The organism is Streptomyces lydicamycinicus (assembly GCF_000829715.2).
GTDB lineage: Bacteria > Actinomycetota > Actinomycetes > Streptomycetales > Streptomycetaceae > Streptomyces > Streptomyces lydicamycinicus.
Genome location: NZ_BBNO01000006.1, coordinates 187,257 through 209,905, shown reverse-complemented (window position 1 = coordinate 209,905; position 22,649 = coordinate 187,257). Strand labels below are relative to the sequence as shown.

At 72.5% G+C, this 22,649-nt stretch carries 20 protein-coding genes; 16 read left to right on the top strand and 4 right to left on the bottom strand.

The window, feature by feature from the left end:
• Positions 1–131: 131 nt before the first annotated feature.
• A complete protein-coding gene (locus TU31_RS21360; RefSeq protein WP_042157097.1) occupies positions 132–863 on the bottom strand; it encodes a FadR/GntR family transcriptional regulator in 732 nt (243 codons plus the stop codon).
• Positions 864–936: 73 nt separating this feature from the next.
• On the opposite strand from TU31_RS21360, the gene TU31_RS21355 reads away from it, so the two are divergent.
• The 4 genes from TU31_RS21355 (at position 937) to TU31_RS21340 (ending at position 5,955) form a co-directional block, all read left to right on the top strand.
• On the top strand, positions 937–2,304 hold the full coding sequence (locus TU31_RS21355) for a glutamine synthetase family protein (RefSeq protein ID WP_042157094.1): 1,368 nt from the start codon (positions 937–939) through the stop codon (positions 2,302–2,304).
• Between the two features lie 10 nt (positions 2,305–2,314).
• Positions 2,315–3,694, top strand: coding sequence for an aldehyde dehydrogenase family protein (locus TU31_RS21350; protein ID WP_042157092.1), 1,380 nt, complete (start codon positions 2,315–2,317; stop codon positions 3,692–3,694).
• A 91-nt stretch (positions 3,695–3,785) separates the two neighbouring features.
• Complete coding sequence (locus tag TU31_RS21345; protein ID WP_018087741.1) at positions 3,786–4,571, top strand: 3-oxoacyl-ACP reductase; 786 nt, start codon at positions 3,786–3,788, stop codon at positions 4,569–4,571.
• A 112-nt stretch (positions 4,572–4,683) separates the two neighbouring features.
• Entirely contained in the window at positions 4,684–5,955 is a 1,272-nt protein-coding gene (locus TU31_RS21340) for an HAD family hydrolase (RefSeq protein ID WP_042157090.1), read from the top strand.
• Positions 5,956–5,983: 28 nt separating this feature from the next.
• On the opposite strand, the gene TU31_RS21335 is transcribed toward TU31_RS21340, so the two are convergent.
• Positions 5,984–7,204, bottom strand: a complete 1,221-nt coding sequence (locus tag TU31_RS21335; protein WP_042157087.1) for an amino acid deaminase/aldolase — start codon at positions 7,202–7,204, stop codon at positions 5,984–5,986.
• Between the two features lie 203 nt (positions 7,205–7,407).
• On the opposite strand from TU31_RS21335, the gene TU31_RS39850 reads away from it, so the two are divergent.
• The 4 genes from TU31_RS39850 (at position 7,408) to TU31_RS21315 (ending at position 11,583) form a co-directional block, all read left to right on the top strand.
• Positions 7,408–8,739: a hypothetical protein gene (locus tag TU31_RS39850; protein WP_063770814.1), complete on the top strand. Its 1,332-nt coding sequence runs from the start codon at positions 7,408–7,410 to the stop codon at positions 8,737–8,739.
• Positions 8,736–9,905, top strand: coding sequence for a type VII secretion-associated serine protease mycosin (mycP, locus tag TU31_RS21325; RefSeq protein WP_042157085.1), 1,170 nt, complete (start codon positions 8,736–8,738; stop codon positions 9,903–9,905). Before TU31_RS39850 ends, mycP begins: the two co-directional genes overlap by 4 nt.
• A gap of 68 nt (positions 9,906–9,973) precedes the next feature.
• A complete protein-coding gene (locus TU31_RS21320; protein ID WP_042157083.1) occupies positions 9,974–10,705 on the top strand; it encodes an SseB family protein in 732 nt (243 codons plus the stop codon).
• A gap of 116 nt (positions 10,706–10,821) precedes the next feature.
• Positions 10,822–11,583: an MIP family channel protein gene (locus TU31_RS21315; protein WP_042157080.1), complete on the top strand. Its 762-nt coding sequence runs from the start codon at positions 10,822–10,824 to the stop codon at positions 11,581–11,583.
• Positions 11,584–11,674: 91 nt separating this feature from the next.
• Here the strand turns inward: TU31_RS21315 and TU31_RS21310 are convergent, their stop codons facing one another.
• A complete protein-coding gene (locus TU31_RS21310) occupies positions 11,675–12,055 on the bottom strand; it encodes a DUF1844 domain-containing protein (RefSeq protein ID WP_042157078.1) in 381 nt (126 codons plus the stop codon).
• 318 nt (positions 12,056–12,373) lie between these two features.
• Here TU31_RS21310 and infC point away from each other — a divergent pair, with 318 nt between their 5' ends.
• The 8 genes from infC to TU31_RS21270 all read left to right on the top strand — a co-directional run bounded on the left by infC (position 12,374) and on the right by TU31_RS21270 (position 21,684).
• Positions 12,374–13,075 (top strand): translation initiation factor IF-3, encoded by a 702-nt coding sequence (gene infC / locus TU31_RS21305; RefSeq protein WP_078885884.1) that lies wholly within the window; start codon positions 12,374–12,376, stop codon positions 13,073–13,075.
• Positions 13,076–13,198: 123 nt separating this feature from the next.
• Positions 13,199–13,393: a 50S ribosomal protein L35 gene (gene rpmI, locus TU31_RS21300; RefSeq protein ID WP_016576627.1), complete on the top strand. Its 195-nt coding sequence runs from the start codon at positions 13,199–13,201 to the stop codon at positions 13,391–13,393.
• 101 nt (positions 13,394–13,494) lie between these two features.
• The gene (gene rplT, locus TU31_RS21295) at positions 13,495–13,878 is read left to right on the top strand and encodes a 50S ribosomal protein L20 (RefSeq protein WP_018087732.1); all 384 of its coding nucleotides are present in this window, start codon (positions 13,495–13,497) and stop codon (positions 13,876–13,878) included.
• Positions 13,879–14,011: 133 nt separating this feature from the next.
• Positions 14,012–14,866, top strand: a complete 855-nt coding sequence (locus TU31_RS21290) for a TrmH family RNA methyltransferase (protein ID WP_042157564.1) — start codon at positions 14,012–14,014, stop codon at positions 14,864–14,866.
• 83 nt (positions 14,867–14,949) lie between these two features.
• Complete coding sequence (locus tag TU31_RS21285; RefSeq protein ID WP_042157072.1) at positions 14,950–16,110, top strand: sensor histidine kinase; 1,161 nt, start codon at positions 14,950–14,952, stop codon at positions 16,108–16,110.
• A gap of 353 nt (positions 16,111–16,463) precedes the next feature.
• Positions 16,464–17,615, top strand: a complete 1,152-nt coding sequence (gene pheS, locus TU31_RS21280; protein ID WP_042157071.1) for a phenylalanine--tRNA ligase subunit alpha — start codon at positions 16,464–16,466, stop codon at positions 17,613–17,615.
• Positions 17,615–20,140, top strand: coding sequence for a phenylalanine--tRNA ligase subunit beta (gene pheT, locus TU31_RS21275; RefSeq protein WP_042157069.1), 2,526 nt, complete (start codon positions 17,615–17,617; stop codon positions 20,138–20,140). The genes pheS and pheT overlap by 1 nt, the downstream gene beginning before the upstream one ends.
• Before the next feature lie 329 nt (positions 20,141–20,469).
• Positions 20,470–21,684, top strand: a complete 1,215-nt coding sequence (locus TU31_RS21270) for a PP2C family protein-serine/threonine phosphatase (protein ID WP_042157066.1) — start codon at positions 20,470–20,472, stop codon at positions 21,682–21,684.
• Here the strand turns inward: TU31_RS21270 and TU31_RS21265 are convergent.
• Positions 21,665–22,597, bottom strand: coding sequence for an oxidoreductase (locus TU31_RS21265; RefSeq protein WP_042157064.1), 933 nt, complete (start codon positions 22,595–22,597; stop codon positions 21,665–21,667). The genes TU31_RS21270 and TU31_RS21265 overlap by 20 nt on opposite strands.
• Positions 22,598–22,649: the final 52 nt, after the last annotated feature.

Here is a 22,649-nt window from a genome sequence, read left to right as displayed (position 1 = left end):
AGCCGCTCCTGCCTCGCCGAGGGGATAACGAGCAAAGGTTTAGCCGCATACCTTTGCTGCCGGGTCGGCGCAGCGCAAGACCTGTACGTAAAAGAATGGTGAACGCGCGCGCACCGTCCCCGTGCCGGTGCTCAGGGTGACGGGGCGGTCAGGAAGCCCCGCAGCAGCGCCGCGGTTCCGCAGCAGTGCTCCCGCATCACCTCGCGCGCCCCGTCCGCATCGCCCTCCAGCACCGCCTCGACCAGCGCGGTGTGCTGGGTCTGGGAATGCTCCAGATTCCGGACCAGCAGCGGAATGCAGTCCAGGAGATCGTTCACGCGTGCCCGGACCGCCGCGTACTGCGCCGCCAGCGACGGTGAGCCGGACAGCTCCGCGAGCGTCAGATGCAGCAGGGTGTCCCGCCTGCGGTAGTCGGCGAGCGGGGCGTCCTGGGTCGCCGCGAGCGCCGCGCGCAGCCGGTCGCTCTGCGCGTCGGACAGCCCGTGGGCGGCGCACAGCCCGGCCGCGCCCACCTCCAGCACTTCCCGGAAGCGCAGGGTGTCCTCGACGTCGACCTTCTCGATCCGGCGCCGCAGCTCGGCCTCGCCGTGGTTCTCCGTGCGCACCCGGACGAATGTGCCGCCGTAGCGACCGCGCCGGCTCTCCACCAGACCCTCGTCCTGGAGTACCTTCAGCACATCGCGCAGGGTGACCCGGCTGATCTGCAGCCGCTCGGCCAACTCCCGTTCCGCGGGCAGCCGTTCACCCTGGGGCACCAGGCCGAGCCGGACGATCTGGAGTATCTGCTCCAGGGCTTCCTCGAAACCGTTGCCCGCGCGCACCGGCCGCAGCACCGGTGCCAGCCGATCAGCCGCACTCTCCATCGATACCCCTTCCCAATCAATGGTTCGTGTGCCTACCTTATGACCTCCGGATGCAGTGACAGGAGGCAATACCGTGGCAGACCGCACGCCCCCACTCTCCGTCGAGGAGCTCAGAGTCCTCGTCGACGCCGGGGAGATCGACACTGTCGTCCTCGCCTTCACCGATATGCAAGGCAGGCTCCAGGGCAAGCGGTTCGCGGCCCGATATTTCCTCGACACCGTCCTCGACCACGGTACGGAGGGCTGCAACTACCTCCTCGCCGTCGATGTCGACCTCAACACCGTCGAGGGCTACGCCATGTCCTCCTGGGAACGTGGCTACGGCGACTTCGCCATGCACGGCGACCCCGGCACCCTGCGCCGCACCCCCTGGAACGCCGGCACCGCGCTGATCACCGCCGACCTCGCCTGGCACGACGGCTCGCCGGTCGTCGCCTCGCCCCGGCAGATCCTGCGCCGCCAGCTCGACCGGCTCGCCGAGCGGGGCTGGAGTGCCTACGCCGGCACCGAGCTGGAGTTCATGCTCTTCAAGGACTCCTACGAGGACGCCTGGTCCCGCGGCTACCGCGAGATGAACCCCGCGAACCAGTGGAACGGCGACTACTCCGTCCTCGGCACCGGCCGGGTCGAACCCGTGCTGCGCCGGATCCGCAACGAGATGGGCGCGGCCGGCATGACCGTCGAGTCGGCCAAGGGCGAGTGCAACCTCGGCCAGCACGAGATCGTGTTCGTCTACGACGAGGCCCTCACCACCTGCGACCAGCACAGCATCTACAAGACCGGCGCCAAGGAGATCGCCGCCCAGGAGGGCATGTCGCTCACCTTCATGGCGAAGTACGACGAGCGCGAGGGCAACTCCTGTCATATCCACCTCTCGCTCCAGGACGCGGACGGGCGGCCGGTGCTGGCCGACGACGACGGCCCGTACGGCATGTCGAAGACCATGCAGCACTTCCTGGCCGGCCAGGTCGCCGCGATGCGTGACTTCACCCTCCTCTACGCGCCCAACATCAACTCCTACAAGCGCTTCCGCCCCGGCTCCTTCGCACCCACCGCCGTCGCCTGGGGCCCCGACAACCGCACCTGCGCCCTGCGGGTGGTCGGCCACGGCCGCGCCCACCGCCTGGAGAACCGGCTGCCCGGCGGCGATGTGAACCCCTACCTCGCGGTCGCCGGCATGGTCGCGGCGGGTCTGTACGGCATAGAGCACGAGCTGGAGCTCCCCGAGGCGACCACCGGCAACGCCTACACCGGCGACGCCGCCCATGTCCCGACCACTCTGCGCGACGCCGCCGAGCTGTGGGAGAACAGCGCCATCGCCCGGGAGGCGTTCGGCGACGAGGTCGTCGACCACTACCGCCACATGGCCCGCGTCGAGCAGGACGCCTACGACGCCGCCGTCACGGACTGGGAGCGTTTCCGCTCCTTCGAGCGCATGTAAGGAACCACCCGTGCTGCACGAGCTGAAGATCATCAATCCGGCCACCGAGGAAGTGGTGGCCACCGTTCCCACCACCTCCCCCGAAGAGGTCGACGCCGCGGTCCGGCGGGCAGCCGGAGCCCAGGAGGCCTGGGCCGCCGTGGCACCCGGCGACCGCGCCCGGATCCTGCGCCGGTTCGCCGAGGTCGTCGACGCCCACCTCGATCCGCTCGCCGAACTCGAACTGAAGGAGGCCGGCCACCCGCTGGGCAACGCCCGGTGGGAAGCGGGCAACGTCCGCGATCTGCTGCACTACGCCGCCGGGGGAGTGGAGCGGCTGACCGGCACCCAGATCCCGGTGGCGGGCGGACTGAACATCACCATCCAGGAGCCACTCGGCGTCGTCGCCGTCATCGCCCCCTGGAACTTCCCGATGCCGATCGCCGCCTGGGGCATGGCCCCCGCGCTCGCGGCCGGCAACGCGGTCCTCCTCAAGCCCGCCGAGACCACCCCGCTCACCGCGCTGCGGCTCGCCGAGCTGGCCCTGGAGGCCGGGCTCCCCGAGGGCCTCTTCCAGGTCCTGCCCGGCGAGGGGCCGGTCACCGGCACCGCCCTGGTCGACCACCCCGGCGTCGCCAAGGTCGTCTTCACCGGCTCCACCGCCACCGGCCGGCAGATCGCCGCCCGCTGCGCGGCCCAGACCAAGCGGCTCACCCTCGAACTCGGCGGCAAGAGCCCCAACATCGTCTTCGCCGACGCCGACATCGAGGCCGCCGCGGCCGCGGCCCCCGGCTCCTTCCTCGACAACACCGGACAGGACTGCTGCGCCCGCAGCCGCATCCTCGTCCAGCGCTCCGTGTACGACCGCTTCATGGAGCTGCTGGAGCCGGCGGTCAAGGCGTTCACCGTCGGCGACCCGGCCGACCCCGCCACCCAGATGGGCCCGCTGATCTCCGCCGCCCAGCGCGAGCGGGTACGGTCCTACGTCCCCGAGGACGCCCCGGCCGCCATCCGCGGGGAGGCACCCGCCGGCAAGGGCTTCTGGTACCCGGCCACCGTCCTGGAGGGGCGCCCCGGCGACCGTACGGCCGTCGAGGAGATCTTCGGCCCGGTCGCGGTCGTCCTCCCCTTCGACGACGAGGCCGAGGCGGTCCGGATCGCCAATGACACCGACTACGGCCTGTCCGGCTCGCTGTGGACCCGTGACGTGAGCCGGGCGCTGCGGGTCTCGCGTGCCGTCGCGGCCGGCAACCTCTCCGTCAACTCCCACAGCAGCGTGCGCTATTGGACCCCCTTCGGCGGGTTCAAGCAGTCCGGACTCGGCCGTGAGCTGGGCCCGGACGCCCTGGCCGCCTTCACCGAGACCAAGAACGTCTTCATCAACACCGAGGCTGCCACCCCCGGGGAGTGATTCCCGGAACGCCAGCCGCTTCCGGGTGCGCCCGGACAGCTCGTACCACCCGCACCGCCCGTACCGCCCGTACCGAAGAAAGGCCCGCCAAGTGACCGACCAGACCGCAGTCTGCCGCCGCCTCGTCGGCCGTACCGCCGTGATCACCGGAGCCGGCAGCGGCATCGGACTGGCCACCGCCCGCCGACTGTCCTCCGAAGGCGCCAACGTCGTCTGCGCCGACATCGACGAAGTGGCGGGCAAGGCCGCCGCCGAAGAGGTCGGCGGCACCTACGTCCAGGTCGATGTGACCGACTCCGAGCAGGTCGAGGCGCTCTACAAGACCGCCTTCGACACCTACGGCTCGGTCGACATCGCCTTCAACAACGCCGGGATCTCCCCGCCCGACGACGACTCGATCCTCACCACCGGCCTGGACGCCTGGAAGCGCGTCCAGGAGGTCAACCTCACCTCGGTCTACCTCTGCTGCAAGCACGCACTGCCGTACATGCAGCGCCAGGGCCGCGGCTCCATCATCAACACCGCGTCCTTCGTGGCCGTCATGGGCGCCGCCACCTCCCAGATCAGCTACACCGCCTCCAAGGGCGGCGTGCTGTCCATGTCCCGCGAACTGGGCGTGCAGTTCGCCCGCGAGGGCATCCGGGTCAACGCCCTGTGCCCGGGGCCGGTGAACACCCCGCTGCTGAAGGAGCTGTTCGCCAAGGACCCCGAGCGCGCCGCGCGCCGTCTGGTGCACGTCCCCGTCGGCCGGTTCGCCGAGCCCGAGGAGATCGCCTCCGCGGTCGCCTTCCTCGCCAGCGACGACTCCTCGTTCGTCAACGCCGCCGAGTTCCTGGTCGACGGAGGCATCGCGGGCGCGTACGTCACCCCGCTCTAACCACCCGCCGTTCACCTCCACATCAGCGCCCCGGTGGCCGGACGTCACACGACGCCCGGCCACCATGCGCTACCGTCCGGCTTCGGTTATTCGTTCGACAGGAGTGTGATCCATGCGCAACAAGCGTCGCTGGCTGGCGGCGGGTGCCGCCCTCGCGGTCCTGGGTGGCGGGGTGGCGGTCGCTCAGACGGCCACGGCGGGTCCGAACCCGCGCCACTGCCCCACCCTCCATGTGACCAAGGGCTGGTACGGCGACAACCGTGCCAAGCTCCAGAAGATGATCGACGAGAGCGGCAGCTGCTCGGGAACCGGGGGCGCGCGTCCGGTCGCGACCTTCGACTGGGACAACACCGTCGTCAAGAACGACATCTCCGACGCCACGCTGGCCTGGATGCTGCGCCACGACAAGGTGCTGCGCCCCGCGAGCTGGAAGGCCACCAACAAGTGGATGACGGAGGACGCCGCCCGCGCGCTGACCGAGGCCTGCGGCACGTCCGTACCCGTCGGCCGCCCGCTGCCGACGTCGACGGACACCGGCTGCACCGACGAGATCCTCGACATCTACCAGGACGCCAAGACCTCCACCGGCAAGACCGCGTTCACCGGCACCTGGAACCACCGCCGCACCGTCCCCGAATACGTCTGGATCACCCAGCTGTTCGCCGGTCACAGCCCGGCGCGGCTGACCGGCTACGCCCGTGCCGCGCGCGCCGAGAACCTCGCCGCGCCGATCGGTGCGGAGCAGAAGGTCGGCACGCACACGATGGAGGGGTACGTCCGCTACTACGACCAGCAGCGCGACCTCATCGGCACCCTCCAGAAGGCCGGCTTCGACGTCTACATCGTCTCCGCGTCGGCCGAGCCGCTGGTACGGGCCTGGGCGCCCGGGGTGGGCATCGACCGCCACCACACCATCGGCATCCGCAACCTGGTCCGCGACGGCAAGCTCACCACGGGCGTCCAGGGCTGCGGCGACGTCAAGGACACCCAGGGCGAGGTCCTGACGTACATGGACGGCAAGCGCTGCTGGATCAACCAGGAGATCTTCCACGTCAAGGGCGCCAAGGCCTGGCAGCAGCAGGACCGGGCACACCGCCCCGCCTTCGCCGCGGGCGACGCCGAGACGGACGTGACCTTCGTCGGTGACGCCACCGCGGGGCACCTGGCCATCAACCGCAACAAGCCCGAGCTGATGTGCCGGGCGTACGACAACGCCGACCATCGCTGGCTGGTCAACCCGATGTTCATCGAGCCGAAGAAGCGCCAGGCCGACCCGTACCCGTGCGCGACCACCGGCTACACCCGGCCGGACGGCACCCTGGGACCGGTCCGCCGCGCGGACGGCAGCATCGTGCCCGACCAGCAGGACCGCATCCACGGCTGACGGCAACTGCGGGACGAGGGGCGCGCCTTCACAGGAAGGCGTGCCCCTCCCCCCGGTACGTCGGCACCGTGTCCACCACCCGGTCCCCGTCGATCAGATGCAGCTCGGAGAACCGCTCACACAGCTCACCGGCCTTCGCATGCCGGAACCACACCTTGTCGCCGATCCGCAGCCGGTCCGCGGCCGGTCCCAGCAGCGGGGTCTGCACCTCGCCGGGGCCCTCCTGCGGGTCGTAGCGCAGCCCGGCGGGCAGATACGGCACCGGCAGCCGGTCCGGGCCCGCCACCCCCGAGGCCGGATAGCCGCCGCCCAGCACCGTCACCACCCCGGGCCCCGGCCGGCGCACCACCGGCTGGGCGAACAGTGCCGCCGGACGCCCGCTGAACGAACGGAAGTTGTCGAACAGCCGCGGCACATACAGCCCCGACCCGGCCGCGATCTCGGTGACCGCCGCCTCCGCCGCGGTGTGCTGCACACTGCCCGTCCCGCCGCCGTTGACGAACTCCAGCCGCGGCGCCACCTCCCGCACCGCCCGGACGGCCGCCCAGCGCCGCTGCGCCAGCTCCTTGCGTGCCGCCGCCTGCATCACCCGGATCGTCCGCGAGAACACCGGCTTGCCGGCGACCTCGTCACCGACCCCCGCCACATGCCCCTCGTACGCCATCAGCCCCACCAGCCGGAACCCGGGGCGGCGCACCACCGACCGGGCCAGCGCCGCCAGTTGGGCGGGCGTCCGCAGGGGAGAGCGGCGGGCACCGACCCGCACCTTCCCGCCCAGCAGCCGGTAGGAGGTGTCCAGTTCCAGGCACACCCGCACCTCCTCGCCCGCCCCGCCGGACGGCCGGGCGGCGTCGATCAGATCCAGCTGCACCGGGTCGTCGACCATCACCGTCACCGCGGCCGCGAGCTCGGGAGCGGCGGTCAGCTCGGCGAAGCCCGCCCGGTCCGCCGACGGATACGCCAGCAGGACGTCCGGGAAGCCCGAGCGCGCCAGCCACAGCGACTCGGCGAGCGTGAAGCTCATGATCCCCGCGAAGCCGTCCCGCGCCAGCACCCGTTCCAGCAGCGCCCGGCAGCGCACGGACTTGCTCGCCACCCGGATCGGCTTGCCCTTCGAGCGGCGCACCAGATCGGCCGCGTTGGCGTCGAAGGCCCGCAGGTCGACGACGGCGAGCGGTGCGTCGAGGGAGGCGGTGGCCCGGTCGTAGACGGCTTTGTCGGCATCCGCGCCGGATGTGTACTGGGGCATGGCCGCAGCCTGCCAGACCCCGCTACCACTGGGTAGGGGAGAGATTGCGACAGAGCGGACAGGGGTTGGAGCACCGACGGCGCCAGCCCTTACAGTGGCTCGACACCGCAACCAGCAGGTCAGCGGCGTGTTGTCCGGATAGGAACCACCGTGCCCCGATTGCGGATCGGGCCCGGGGGTCAGCGGTGCAAGGGGGAGCGCGGGTGAGCACCGACGCCGAATTCGCCGATGCCCGGAACATTCCACCGATACCCCCGCGGCCGCCCGGGCAGCCTGCCCCGGCCGGGATGCCGGAGGCCGAGGGGGACCCGCGGACGACCGTGCTGCGCCGGGTGCCGGCCGAGCCGTCGCCGCCGGCTCCCGGGGCGCACCCCGTCCCGCCGCGCCCCACCGTCCCGCCGCCCGCCGGTGCGCAGCCGCCACCCCACCCGGACCGTGCGCCCGGCGCCCCGGCCCCCGCCGCGCCGGCCGCCCCCACCCCGCCGCCGCCCGCCGGCCGCCCCGCCGCGTTCCGCGACACCGCCGCCTTCCATCTGGCCAACAGTCAGAAGCTGTGGAGCGACTCCCGTGAACCCGCCGCCGGCAGCGGGCCGGGAGCCCCGCCGGCCCCCCGCCGCCCGGCCGCCGGCCCCTCGGCGGCCCCCGGCAGCGAACCGCCCCGGCCCGCGGCACAGCGCCCGCCCCACCTGCCCTGGCCGCCAACCGCCGCTCCGCACCCGGGAGTTGTGCCCGCCCCCGGCGCGCCGGGACGGCCCGGGTCCGTCCGCCGCCCCGGCCCCCGGCTGCTCGGCGCCGCGGCCTGCCTCGTCCTCGGTATCGGCCTCATCGGCGGTGCCGCGGCCGGGAGTTGGCTCACCGCCGAGGCCGACGCCGCCCCGCCCACCGCCGAGGCGGTCTTCGCCAAGGGCCGCGACGTCTGGCACAACACCCCGGTCGACCGGCTCTTCCCGCGCACCGTCAACGGCCTGGGTGTCGGACCCGGCGGCGCCGACCGGACCTGGACCCGGATCGCCGTCGCCCCGGACGGCGGCTGCGGCCACGCCTACGACCCGAAGCTCGCCGCCGCGCTCGCCCGCGCCGGCTGCGCCCGGCTGCTGCGCGCCACCTACGCCGATGCCACCCGCAGCAGCGTCATCACGGTCGGAGCGCAGATCACCAAGGCCGACCAGCCCGGGATGATGGCCCTCAACACCCGCTTCAGCACCAAGAGTCTGGGCACCCGCACCGACCTGCTGCCGCTGCCGTACGCCGCCAAGGGCACTCCGGCCGAGGCCTTCGGGCGCGCCCAGCGGGCCAGCTGGACCGTCCGGATCCTCACCGACATCCCGGTCGTGGTCTATGCCGTCTCCGGCTTCGCCGACGGCCGCACCGTCACCGACCCGCAGCCCGCCGAGGCCGCGGTCCGGCCCGGCGTCACCACCGCGCCGGCCGAGTCCGGCCTGGGCCACGACGCGAAGGGCCTGGCGGACCGCATCGGGACGGACTTCCGCAAGGCGGCCGGCAGTCCCACGCAGACGACGGAGGCCTCGTCATGACGAACACCGTGCTGCGCGGCACCGCCCTCGCGCTGGCCTCAGCGGCGCTCGCCGTACTGCCCGCCGTCCCCGCCCGGGCCGATGCCCTGCGCGCCCAGGAATGGGCCCTCCAGGCCGTCCACGCCCAGCAGGCCTGGCGCACCACCAAGGGTGAGGGCGTCACCGTCGCGGTCCTGGACACCGGTGTGGACGCCAACCACCCCGACCTGGAAGGCCAGGTGGAGTCCGAACGGGACCTGGTGGGCTTCGGGGCCGGCCCCGGGGACGCCGCCTGGGCCCGGCACGGCACCGGAATGGCCAGCATCATCGCAGGTCACGGCCATGGTGCGGGCCGCGAGGACGGTGTGCTGGGCCTCGCCCCGGCCGCCCGGATCCTGCCGGTCCGGGTGATCCTGGAGGACGACGACCCGCAGCGCGGGCGGGCCCGCACGGAGAAGGCGGGCGCGCTCGCCGACGGCATCCGCTGGGCCGCCGACCACGGCGCCGACGTGATCAATATGTCGCTGGGCGACGACAGCGAATCCGCGCACCCCGAGCCCCGCGAGGACGCCGCCATCCAGTACGCCCTCGGCAAGGGCATCCCGGTCGTCGCCTCCGCGGGCAACGGCGGCGAGAAGGGCAACCGCGTCTCCTACCCCGCCGCCTACCCGGGCGTCATCACGGCCACCGCCGTCACCCACCTGGGCGGCCGCGCCCGGTTCTCCACCCGCCACTGGTACGCCACGGTCAGCGCCCCCGGCTACGACATCGTCATGGCCGACCCCGAGGACGACTATCTCTCGGGCTGGGGCACCAGCCCCGCCGCCGCCTTCGTCTCCGGCGCCATCGCCCTGATCCGTTCCGCGCACCCCGACCTGAGCCCGGCCCAGATCCGCCGGCTGCTCACCTCCACCGCGCAGGACAGCCCCGAGGGCGGCCGCGACGACGACTACGGCGCGGGTCTGATCGACCCCGCCGCCGCCCTGCAAGCGGCGACGGATCTCCGGCCCACCGGGCAGAAGCCGTCCCCCGCCGCCTACGCCGACCGCTACTTCGGCCCCGGCCCCACCGCGGACGACGCCGCGGACACCGGCACCTCCTGGCTCCCCTGGACCGCCGGCGCCGTGGGCGTGGCCCTCCTCACGGCCGCCGCCGTCCTCTGGCGCAACCGGTTCCGCGACCACTGAGCCGTCGCCGTCCACCGGGTGCCCCCGCACCCGGTGACGCCGTCACCCCACCCGATACGCTCGGGCCCGTGCAGAAGAACATTCCCGACCCCGGTTTCGGCGACGACGACGGCTCCGCCGACCCGGCCCTGGCCGCGGCCCTGGCGGCCTACGACCGGGACCGGAGCGCCGAGCCCGAGCTGCTGTCGGCGCTGGCCGGCGCACGCGTCCTGGTGCCCGTGGTGGCCGTCCTCGGTGAGGTCGAGACCGGACCCGACGGCCTGCGCCGGGAGAAGACCAGCGATATGGCCGTCCCCACCCTCCAGGCCCCGGACGGCCGCCGCGCCCTCCCCGCCTTCACCTCCATGGAGACCCTCCAGCGCTGGCGTGCGGACGCCCGCCCGGTCGCGGTCCCGCTGCCGCAGGCCCTGCTCGCCGCCTCCCACGAGCAGGCCGACACCGTGGTCGTCGACCTGGCGGGCCCGGTCACCTACCAGCTCACCGGCTCCGCACTGCGCGCGCTCGCCGAGGGCCGCACCAGCGCCGACCCGCTCGCTGACCCGGCCGTCACCGACGCCCTGCGCACCCTCCTCGACGCCGAGCCCGGCGTGCTCGTCGCCCACCTCGCACCGTCCGCCGAAACCGACGCCACCCTCGCCCTCGGACTGGCGCCCGACGCCCCGACCGCGGACGTCGCCCAGCGGCTGGCGCAGGCCCTGGCCACCGACGACGTGCTGCGCGCCCGGCTCGTCCGGGGCCTGGACCTGGCCCTTCTGCCGCCCGGTGGCGCGACGGCCGGGGAGCCGTTCTACCGGCGCTGACACCCCACGGCCGGGGCCCGGCGCCGACGGCCGGGCCCCCGGCCGTCAACGGGCGGGTTCGTCTCCAGGGCCGCACAATGCGAGGAGAGCTCAAGATCCACGCGAGGAGAGCCCCCATGGAGAAAACGGAGATCTCGTCGGTACTGACCCGCACGGTCGTATCCGAGTTCCTCGGCACCCTGCTCCTGGTGTTCTTCGCCGTCGGCTCGGCAGTGCTGGCGGGCGAGTACATCGGCACCTTCGGCATCGCCCTGGCCTTCGGCTTCACCATGGTGGCGCTGGCCTACGCCCTCGGCCCGATCTCGGGAAGCCACTTCAACCCCGCGGTGACCCTGGGCATGCTGCTGGCCCGCCGGATCACCCTGCGGACGGCCGCCGAGTACTGGATCGCCCAGGTGGTCGGCGCCATCGCCGGCGCGGCCCTGCTCTTCCTGGTCGCCAAGCAGATCCCGGGCCTCCAGACCCATGCCTCCTTCGGCACGAACGGCTGGGGCGACCGCTCGGCGGTCCATCTCAACCTCGGCGGTGCCTTCGTCGCCGAGATACTGATGACCTTCCTGCTGGTCTACGTCTGGCTGTCGGTCACCCACAAGGTGGCCGTGATCGGCTTCAACGGCATGGCCATCGGTCTGGCCCTGGCCGCCGTCCACCTCATCGGGGTCCCGCTCGACGGCACCGGCGTGAACCCGGCGCGCTCCATCGGCCCGGCGCTCTTCGCGGGCGGCGCGGCCATCACCCAGCTGTGGCTGTTCATCGTCGCCCCCCTGATCGGCGCCGCCATCGCGGCAGTGGTCCACCAGGTCACCCATCCGCCGCACGAGCCGGTCCTCGTCGCCGACGAGCCGATGCCCTACGAGCCCGCCGACGACGGGCCCTGAGGCGAAGCGCCCACACCGCACACACGACGAGCCCCGGCCGCATCCCGGCCGGGGCTCGTCATCGCGTGTGTGCGGCGCTCCGCCGCCCGGCTCAGCCGAAAACGGGGCCGGTGTACTTCTCCCCGGGGCCCTGGCCCGGCTCGTCCGGCACCACCGACGCCTCGCGGAAGGCCAGCTGGAGCGACTTCAGACCGTCGCGCAGCGGGGCCGCGTGGTACGAGCCGATCTCGGTGGCGCTGGCGGTGACCAGCCCGGCCAGCGCCTGGATGAGCTTGCGCGCCTCGTCGAGGTCCTTGTGCGCCGCGCCCTCCTCGGCGAGCCCGAGGTTGACCGCCGCCGAACTCATCAGATGCACCGCGACCGTGGTGATCACCTCGACCGCCGGCACCTCCGCGATGTCACGGGTCATGGCGTCGAAGTCGGGATTCGCCGCGTGCGCTGCGTCGGGCTGCTGCGGGGTCTGGTCACTCATGTCTTCGGGCTTCTTCCTGCTGAGGGGACGCCTCCAGCCTATGGGCAGCGCGCCAGGAGCCCGCGTCCGGGAGCGCCATCCCGGTCCCGGCCGGGTCGGCGCCGGCACAGAAGTGGGTGTCACCCCTTGACTCGTGTATTCTGGTGTTCCGACCGGCCGGACACGCATGTGACCGGCCCACAAGTGGAGGCTCCGATCTCCCACCCGACCGACCTCACGGTTGGCGGGTCAACGGTCCGGCTGCGCCCCGCGGAGACTTCGCGGCGGTGCTCCAGATCCACGTGGAGCCCCGCCTGTGTCCCGTCCGGGGCGTTTTTCATGTACCCGGCGCGGTTGGTCACACCGAAAAGACGTTACGCGGCAGTCCGCCAGGCCGTCGCGTGGTGCTACCGAGGAGGATCCATCAGCGCCGAGCCCCGCATCAACGACCGGATTCGCGTCCCCGAGGTGCGACTCGTCGGTCCCAGTGGCGAGCAGGTCGGCATTGTGCCGCTTGCCAAAGCCCTGGAGCTTGCGCAGGAGTACGACCTCGACCTGGTCGAGGTGGCGGCGAACGCCCGTCCGCCGGTCTGCAAGCTCATGGACTACGGAAAGTTCAAGTACGAGTCGGCCATGAAGGCCCGTGAGGCGCGCAAGAACCAGGCGCACACGGTCATCAAGGAGATGAAGCTCCGGCCGAAGATCGACCCGCACGACTATGACACCAAGAAGGGTCACGTCGTCCGGTTCCTCAAGCAGGGTGACAAGGTCAAGATCACGATCATGTTCCGTGGTCGCGAGCAGTCCCGCCCCGAGCTGGGCTTCCGGCTGCTGCAGCGGCTCGCGTCCGACGTGGAGGACCTCGGCTTCATCGAGTCGAATCCGAAGCAGGACGGCCGAAACATGATCATGGTCCTCGGTCCGCACAAGAAGAAGACCGAGGCGATGGCCGAGGCCCGTGAGGCGCAGGCCGCCCGCAAGGCGGAGCGCCACGGTGGAGCTTCCGCGGAGGAGCCCGCCGAGGAGCCCACCGGGGCGTGACCCCGAGGCGTCGGCCCCGGTTCGCGCCGGGGCGCCCCGCCCCGGACATCAATCGATATACATGACGCTCCCGCTCGCCGGTCCGTGCCTGCGGGAGCGCCAATGACGAGGAGAGAACGGCGCATGCCGAAGAACAAGACGCACAGCGGTGCCAGCAAGCGCTTCAAGGTCACCGGTTCCGGCAAGGTGCTGCGTGAGCGCGCCGGCAAGCGCCACCTGCTCGAGCACAAGTCGTCCCGCGTGACGCGTCGCCTCACCGGCAACGCCGAGATGGCCCCGGGCGACGCCGCGAAGATCAAGAAGCTTCTCGGCAAGTGAGCCGACGCGCCCCGCTGCCGGGGGCGCGCGACTCGGACCGGGACCCAATCGATTCGGGCCGTTGTGACGACAACCACGGCCCCGCTACAAGGAGTTAACAAGTGGCACGCGTCAAGCGGGCAGTCAACGCCCACAAGAAGCGCCGGGCGATCCTCGAGCAGGCCAGCGGCTACCGTGGCCAGCGCTCCCGCCTGTACCGCAAGGCGAAGGAGCAGGTCACCCACTCCCTCGTCTACAACTACAACGACCGCAAGAAGCGCAAGGGCGACTTCCGTCAGCTGTGGATCCAGCGCATCAACGCCGCTGCCCGCGCCAACGGCATGACCTACAACCGCTTCATCCAGGGTCTGAAGGCCGCCAACATCGAGGTGGACCGCAAGATCCTGGCCGACCTCGCGGTCAACGACGCCAACGCGTTCGCCGCGCTCGTCGAGGCCTCGCAGAAGGCGCTTCCGAGCGACGTCAACGCCCCGAAGGCTGCCTGAACTTCAGCCTGACGACGTGATGACGGACCCGCAGGCCCCGGCCTGCGGGTCCGCCGCTTTTCCGGACCCGGCCCGGCCCGTGCGCACGGACCGGGACCCCCACGCACCGAACAACAGAAGCGAGCCGCCGCCCATGGGCACCCCCGAGCTGATCTCCCCGCGTTCCCCGCGCGTCACCGCCGCCCGGCGGCTGGCCCGCCGCGCCTTCCGCGGCAAGGAGCGCCGGTTCATCGCCGAGGGCCCGCAGGCCGTACGGGAGGCCATCGCGCACCGCACCGGCGGTACGCCCACGCTCATCGAGCTGTTCGCCACCGTCGAGGCCGCCGAGCGGCACACCGAGATCATCGAGGCGGCCCGCGCGGCCGGGGTGCGGATCCACCACGCCGACGACAGGACCGTCGCCGATATCTCCCAGACCGTCACCCCTCAAGGGCTGCTCGGCGTCTGCGAGTTCCTCGACTCGCCGTTCGAGGAGATCCTCGCCGCCCGCCCGCAGCTGGTCGCGGTGCTCGCCAACGTCCGTGACCCCGGCAACGCCGGCACGGTGCTGCGCTGCGCGGACGCCGCGGGCGCCGACGCGGTGGTGCTGACCGACGCCTCCGTGGACCTGTACAACCCCAAGTCCGTACGGGCCTCGGTCGGTTCGCTCTTCCACCTGCCGGTCGCGGTGGGCGTCCCGGTCGAGCGGGTGGTGAGCGGACTGCGGTCGGCCGGTGTACGGATCCTCGCCGCCGACGGCGCGGGCGACCGCGACCTGGACGCCGAGCTGGACACCGGCTCGATGGGCGGGCCCACCGCCTGGGTCTTCGGCAACGAGGCATGGGGACTGCCGGAGGAGACCCGGGCGCTGGCGGATGCCGTGGTGCGGGTCCCGATCCACGGCAGGGCCGAGAGCCTCAACCTCGCGACGGCCGCCGCGGTCTGCCTCTACGCCTCCGCCCGCGCCCAGCGCAGCCCCGGCGGCTGCCGCGCGGTGTCACCCGCCTGAGGGGTGTCCCCCCGATCTTCGGGGCACTTCCCATGCGAGCTAGTAGGCTTGCGTGCTCGGGGGCCCGGAAGGGGGTAACGGGGATGAGTGTGAGGACTTCCGGCACCACGACCACTGCTGACGGCCGCCGGTCCGAGGGGCTCGCGGGCGGTCAGCCGCCCGCTCCGGCCGGAGAGCCGGCGGCCCTGGGGACCGGTCTCGGACTGGACCCCGACGATCTGCCCGACGGCCTGGTCGTCGCCGACGAGACCGGCCGGGTGATCTGCTTCAACGCCGCCGCGGCCAGGATCACCGACATCGCCCCCGAGGACGCCGTCGGCCGCCCCCTCGAACACGCCCTGCCGCTCCAGGACATCGAGGGCCGCCGCTGGTGGCGGCTCACCGACCCCTACGGCGGGCTCGCCATCCGCCGCGGCCAGCCCGAGCGCAATCTGCTGCTCGGCGGCCGTGAGGTGCTGGTCTCCGCCCGCTATGTCCGCAGCCGCCCGACCGGCCCCGTCCAGCGGCTGGTGATCGCGCTGCGCGGCACCGAGGCCCGGCGGCGTACGGAGCTCAGCCATGCAGAGCTGATCGCCACCGTCGCCCATGAACTGCGCTCGCCGCTGACCTCCGTCAAGGGCTTCACCGCCACCCTCCTCCAGAAGTGGGAACGCTTCACCGACGACCAGAAGCGGCTGATGCTGGAGACGGTGGACGCCGACGCCAACCGCGTCACCCGGCTGATCGCCGAGCTGCTGGACATCTCCCGGATCGACTCCGGGCGGCTGGAGGTGCGCCGCCAGCGGGTCGACATGAGCGCCGCGGTCCGCCGCCACGTCCAGGCGCAGACCACCGCCGGCCAGCGCCCGGACCGCTTCCTGATCCGGATGCTGGAACCTTTGCCCGATCTGTGGGCGGACCCGGACAAGGTGGACCAGGTGCTGGGCAACCTGCTGGAAAATGCGGTGCGCCACGGCGAGGGAACGGTCACCATCGAGGTCGGACCGGTATCGGACGCGACCAGCACGGAGGGGACGAGCGTCACCGTGAGCGACGAGGGCCCCGGCATCCCGGAGGAATCGATGAGCCGCGTGTTCACCCGCTTCTGGCGGGGCAGCAAGCGCGGCGGCACCGGCCTGGGCCTCTACATCGTCAAGGGCATCGTCGAGGCGCACGGCGGGACGATCACGGTCGGCCGGGCGCCGGCCGGCGGCGCGCAGTTCCGATTTAGCCTGCCCGTCGCGACCCCGGCCTTCATGATCTGAAGCGGAAGCGGCGGGCGCCCCGCGGGGGCTCGGGCGTGTCTTTCGGATCAGCCCGGGCCCGCGACGTCTGGCACGGCACCTCGCGGCGTTGTCGCATCACCCACGGACACCCAGTCCGAGGGTGGTGCTCCGCCTTGCGATGCACCGCACCAGACGCTGCGGCCTGATCCGGGCCGATCCGAAAGACACGCCCTCGGACCGGCCGCGCGGCCGTCCCCCTTAGACTTGACCTTTGGCACCTTTGGCGCACAGGCATCGCGGGCACAGCGCGGGCTCGGCATCCGACCTTTGTGATCGAGGAGCCGAGGCGAAGCGAGCCAAGCCAAGCCAGTCCACCGGAAGCACGGGAAGAGATGTCCGCACCCAATAAGTCGTACGACCCTGTCGAGGTCGAAGCCCTGAAACCGGAAGAGATCGCCGCACGGCTGGACGAGGCGCTGGCCGCCATCGCCGCCGCGGCCGATCTTGAGGAGCTGCGTGAGGTGAAGGTCGCGCACACCGGCGACCGCTCGCCGCTCGCGCTCGCCAACCGTGAGATCGGCGCCCTGCCCCCGCACGCCAAGGCGGACGCCGGTAAGCGCGTCGGCCAGGCCCGTGGCCGGGTGAACCAGGCGCTCAAGGCCCGCCAGGAGGAGCTGGAGGCGGAGCGCGACGCCCGCGTGCTGGTCGAGGAGGCAGTGGACGTCACGCTGCCCTACGACCGCACCCCGGCCGGCGCCCGGCATCCGCTGACCACCTTCATGGAGCGGGTCGCGGACGTCTTCGTGGCCATGGGCTACGAGGTCGCCGAGGGCCCCGAGGTCGAGGCGGAGTGGTTCAACTTCGACGCCCTCAACTTCGTGCCCGACCACCCGGCGCGCCAGATGCAGGACACCTTCTTCGTCCAGGGCGGGCGCACCTCCCAGACGGAGTCCGGGGGAGGCACCGAGGGCGACGAGAGCGGCGTCGTGCTGCGCACCCACACCTCGCCGGTGCAGGCCCGTACGCTCGTCGACCGCGAGCCGCCCGTCTACGTCGTCTGCCCGGGGCGGGTCTACCGCACCGACGAGCTGGACGCCACGCACTCCCCGGTCTTCCACCAGATCGAGCTGCTCGCCGTCGACGAGGGCCTGACCATGGCCGACCTCAAGGGCACCCTCGACCACATGGTCCGGGCGCTGTTCGGTCCGGACATGAAGACCCGGCTGCGGCCGAACTACTTCCCGTTCACCGAGCCGTCCGCCGAGATGGACATGGTCTGCTACGTCTGCCGTGGCGAGTCCGTGGGCAACCCCGACCGGCCCTGCCGTACGTGCTCCAGCGAGGGCTGGATCGAGCTCGGCGGCTGCGGAATGGTCAACCCCAAGGTGCTCATCGCCTGCGGCGTCGACCCCGAGAAGTACAGCGGCTTCGCCTTCGGGTTCGGCATCGACCGGATGCTGATGTTCCGGCACAACGTGGAAGACATGCGTGACATGTTCGAAGGCGACGTCCGGTTCACCCGGCCGTTCGGGATGGAGATCTGATGCGGGTCCCGCTTTCTTGGCTGCGGGAGTACGTCGACCTGCCGGCGACGGAGACCGGCCGTGACGTACAGGCCAAGCTCATTGCCGTCGGCCTGGAGGTCGAGACCGTCGAGCGCCTCGGCGAGGGCCTCAAGGGTCCGCTGGTCGTCGGCCAGGTGCTGACCATCGAGGAGCTGGAGGGCTTCAAGAAGCCGATCCGCTTCTGCACGGTCGACGTCGGCCAGGCCAACGGCACCGGCGAGCCGCAGGAAATCGTCTGTGGCGCGCGGAACTTCTCCGTCGGCGACAAGGTCGTGGTCGTGCTTCCCGGCGCCGTGCTGCCCGGCGACTTCAAGATCGCCGCGCGCAAGACGTACGGCAAGAAGTCGCACGGCATGATCTGCTCCGGCGACGAGCTGGGCATGGGCGACGACGGCTCGCACGGCATCATCGTGCTGCCGCCCGAGTACGAGGTCGGCACCGACGCCATCGAGCTGCTGGAGCTCGTCGACGAGGTGCTGGACATCGCCGTCACCCCGGACCGCGGCTACTGCCTGTCGATGCGTGGCGTCGCCCGTGAGACCGCCACCGCGTACGGCCTGCCGCTGCGCGACCCGGCGCTGCTGGACGTGCCGCCGCCGAACTCCACCGGCTACCCCGTCCAGGTCTCCGACCCCCTCGGCTGCGACCGCTTCACCGCCCGTACGGTCACCGGTCTGGAGCCCGGCGCGCGCACCCCGCTGTGGATGCAGCGCCGCCTTCAGAAGGCCGGAATGCGTCCGGTCTCGCTGGCCGTCGACATCACCAACTACGTGATGCTGGAGCTCGGCCAGCCGCTGCACGCCTACGACCGCACCAGCGTGGACGGCCCGATCGGCGTCCGCCGGGCGGCCCCCGGTGAGAAGCTGACCACCCTGGACGGCACCAAGCGGGTGCTGGACGCCGCTGACCTGGTCATCACCGACAACCGCGGCCCGATCGGCCTCGCGGGCGTCATGGGCGGCGCGCACACCGAGATCGCGGCCCCGGCCGCGGACGCCGGGACCGGCGAGGTGCGCGGCACCACCGACGTCGTGATCGAGGCCGCGCACTTCGACGCGCTGTCCATCGCCCGTACGGCCCGCCGGCACAAGCTCTCCTCGGAGGCCGCCAAGCGCTTCGAGCGCGGGGTGGACCCGGAGGCCGCGTCCGCAGCGGCACAGCGGACCGTCGACCTGCTGGTGCTGCTCGCGGGCGGTACCGCAGGGGAGGGCGTCACCGAGGTCGTCACGCCCCGCGGGCCGCGCACGATCACCCTCTCCGCCGGCCACCCGGACAAGGTCGCCGGTGTCGCTTACGGCCGGGAGACCGTCGTCCGCCGCCTCCAGCAGGTCGGCTGTGACGTCTACGGGCAGGACGAGCTGGTCGTGACCGTGCCGTCCTGGCGGCCGGACCTCAGCGAGCCCAACGACCTGGCCGAAGAGGTCATCCGCCTGGAGGGCTACGAGAACCTGCCCTCCACCCTCCCGAAGCCGCCCGCCGGCCGGGGGCTGACCGAGCGTCAGCGGCTGCACCGCCGGGTCGGCCGGGCGCTGGCCGGTGCGGGCTATGTCGAGGCGCTGAACTACCCGTTCACCGGCTCGCACGTGCTCGACCAGCTCGGCATCGAGCCGGACGACCCGCGCCGCGCGGCGGTCACCCTCGTCAACCCGCTCTCCGACGAGGAGCCCGACCTCCGTACGACGCTGATCCCGGGCCTGCTGAACGCGCTGCGCCGCAACTACGGGCGCGGCACCCATGATCTGGCGCTCTTCGAGACCGGACCGGTCTTCCGGGCGACCGGCGACGAGAAGCCGGCCAGCCGGCTGGTCGTCGACCGCCGGCCGACCGACGACGAGATCGCCTCGCTGGACGCCTCCCTCCCGCAGCAGCCGCGGCGCGCCGCCGTGGTGCTCGCCGGGGGCCGCGAGCAGGACGGCTGGTGGGGCTCCGCACGCCCCGCGATTTGGGCGGACGCCATCGAGGCGGGCCGTACGGTCGCACGGGAGGCGGGTGTGGAGCTGATCGTCCGGCAGGACCAGCACGCGCCGTTCCACCCGGGCCGCTGTGCGGCGCTGCTCGCCGTCGCCGACGGCGAGGAGATCCTCGTCGGCAACGCTGGTGAGCTGCACCCGCGAGTCATCAAGACGCTGGCCCTGCCGGAGCGCACCTGCGCGATGGAGATCGACCTGGACCGCCTGGAGCGGGCCGGTACCGGCCCGCTGCGCGCCCCGAAGATCTCGGCCTTCCCGGTCGCGACCCAGGACGTCGCCCTCGTGGTCGACGCCGGTGTCCCGACGGCGGAGGTCGAGGGCGCGCTGCGCGACGGTGCGGGTCAACTGCTGGAGTCGCTGCGGCTGTTCGACGTCTTCACCGGTGAGCAGATCGGCGCGGGCAAGAAGTCGCTGGCGTACGCGCTGCGCTTCCGCGCCGCCGACCGGACGCTGACCGCCGAGGAGGCCTCGGCGGCCCGTGACGCGGCGGTCGCGGTGGCCGTGGAGCGGACGGGAGCGGTGCTGCGCGGCTGAGCGTGGCCCGCGGCGCCGCGACGGCGTGCACAACGGGGTGAGGGCGTGGACGGTACGGACCGTCCACGCCCTCACCCCTTTCGGTGTGCGGCGGACAGGTTCCCGGGTGCGGTGGGGCGCGGGGGCCGCGGTGCGACGGCCGGTGCCGTGAGGGAGACGATCGGATCCGCACACCATCACCCCATCGGGTGATGATGTACGTATCGTCGTCGGATGGACACGGAACGTCGCGAGAATCGACCGGGTCGGCAGGGCCCGTGTGACCGCGGCAGCGGGCCGGACCGATCCGCTCAGCACCTGGGGGACGACCGGCTAGGGAGACCATCGGCATGATCCGACACCGGGCGAGGCGTGGCGCGCGCGCCGGGGCGGCAAGCGCCCGGCGCGCCTTCGTCTTCGTCCTGCCCGGCCTCTGGGTCCTCTGCGTGGTGGCCTGGGAGCTGAGCCACCCGACCAGCGGCCGAATGCTGCAACTCCTCGCCGCCGCACCGGCCATCGCCTGCGCGGGCACCGGCCGCCGCCAGTGCGTGCTGCTCGGCGGGCTGTGCGCGCTGCTCGCGCTGGTGCCGTTCGGCGAGGTGGAGCCCGGCGCCGGGTGGGGCACCCGCCTGATGACCTGTGGCGCGGTCCTCGCGGTGATCGGTGCCAGCTATCTGACCGCCGGGCGGCGGCTGCGGCTCGTACGGGAGCTGGAGCGGACCCGGGAGGTCGCCGCCACCGCGCAGCGGGTGCTGCTGCGGCCGTTACCGCGGCGGATCGACGGGGTGCTGCTGGCGGCCGACCATCTCTCCGCGAGCGAGGGGGCCGTGGTCGGCGGGGACCTGTACGAGGTCGTGGGGACCCGGCACGGGGTCCGGGCGGTGATCGGGGATGTGCGCGGGCACGGGCTGGACGCCATGGGCACGGTCGCGGCGATGCTCGGCAGCTTCCGTGAAGTGGTGCACGACGAGCCCGAACTGGGGGATGTGCTGCGCCGGTTGGAGCGCTCGCACCAGCGGCATCTGTGGGAGCGGGCGCGCCCCGGACGGCCCGCGGCCGGTGGGGAGCCGGGCGGCCCGCTCGCCGAGGAGTTCGTGACGCTGCTGCTGGTGGAGGTGGCCCCGGACGGGTCTGTCACGGCGCTCAACTGCGGGCATCCGTGGCCCTATCGCATCGCCCGCCAGGCGGTCGCGCCGGTCGCCCCGGCCGATCCGATGCCGCCGCTGGGACTGTTCCCGTTGCCGGCCGAGCTGTCGGCGGTGCGCTGTGGGCAGCTGCGGCCCGGGGAGGGGCTGTTTCTGCACACCGACGGGGCGGCCGATGCGCGGGACGCGGCGGGGGAGTTCTTTCCGCTGACCCAGGAGTTGCGCAGCAGCGTCGCGGCGGCCGCCGCCCCGGGCGGGCCCTCGCCGGCGGGGGTGGTCGGGAATGTGCGCCGGGCATTGCTGCGGCATGCGGGCGGACGGCTGACGGACGATGTGGCGCTGCTGATGCTGAGCAACGACCGGGTGCGGGTGCCGGCGCGGGCGGCCGGCACCACCCCGCCTACCGTGCGCCTTCCGTGACCTCCCGGCCGCTCGGCGACGGGAAGGTGACGCCGGTCAGCTCCTCGGAGGCCTGCCACAGACGCCGGGCGCTCGCCGGATCGCTGGCCGCGGCCGTTCTGCCGACCAGCGTCGGTGCGCCGCGCATCTCGCCGAGCCCGTCCGGGCCGACGTACGAGGCGCCCGGCAGGTCCTGGGTGGCGGCGTAGAGCGTGGGGAGCGCGCCGGCCTTGTTGTCCTGTGCGATCAGCCGGTTGCCCACCAGCATCACCGCGCGTCGCAGCACGCTGGCGTCGGCGCCCTGGAGATTGGTGGCGGCCCAGCCCGGGTGTGCGGCGAGGGCGCGCACCGGCGATCCCGTGGCGGCGAGACGGCGTTGCAGTTCCAGGGTGAACAGCAGGTTGGCCAGCTTGGACTGGCTGTAGGCGGTGACGGGGCGGTAGGCGCCGGTCAGGTTCAGGTCGTCGAAGTGGATGTGGTTGCCGGGCAGCCGGTGGGCGCCGGACGCCACGGTCACCACGCGGTCGGTGAGGTGCGGCAGCAGCAGGTTCGTCAGCGCGAAGTGGCCGAGGTGGTTGGTGCCGAACTGCATCTCGAAGCCGTCCTTCGTCCGGGACTCCGGGATGTTCATGACTCCGGCGTTGTTGATCAGCAGGTCGACCGGGTCCTGCCAGGCGGCGGCGAACGCGCGGACGGAGGCGAGGTCGGCCAGGTCGAGGCGGCGGACTTCGACGGTGCCGCGGGCGCCCCGCACGGTGGCGGCGGCGGACTCGCCGCGCTTGAGGTCCCGTACGGCGAGGACGACATGAGCGCCCGCCCGTGCGAGGGCTTCGACGGTGGCGATGCCGAGTCCGCTGTTGGCGCCGGTCACGATGGCGGTGCGGCCGGTCTGGTCGGGAATGTCGGTGGTGTTCCACTTCGGGGTGTGCGTCATGGCTTCAATGTAGGCAACGTCAACAATGATGTCAACGCCAACAATGATGGCA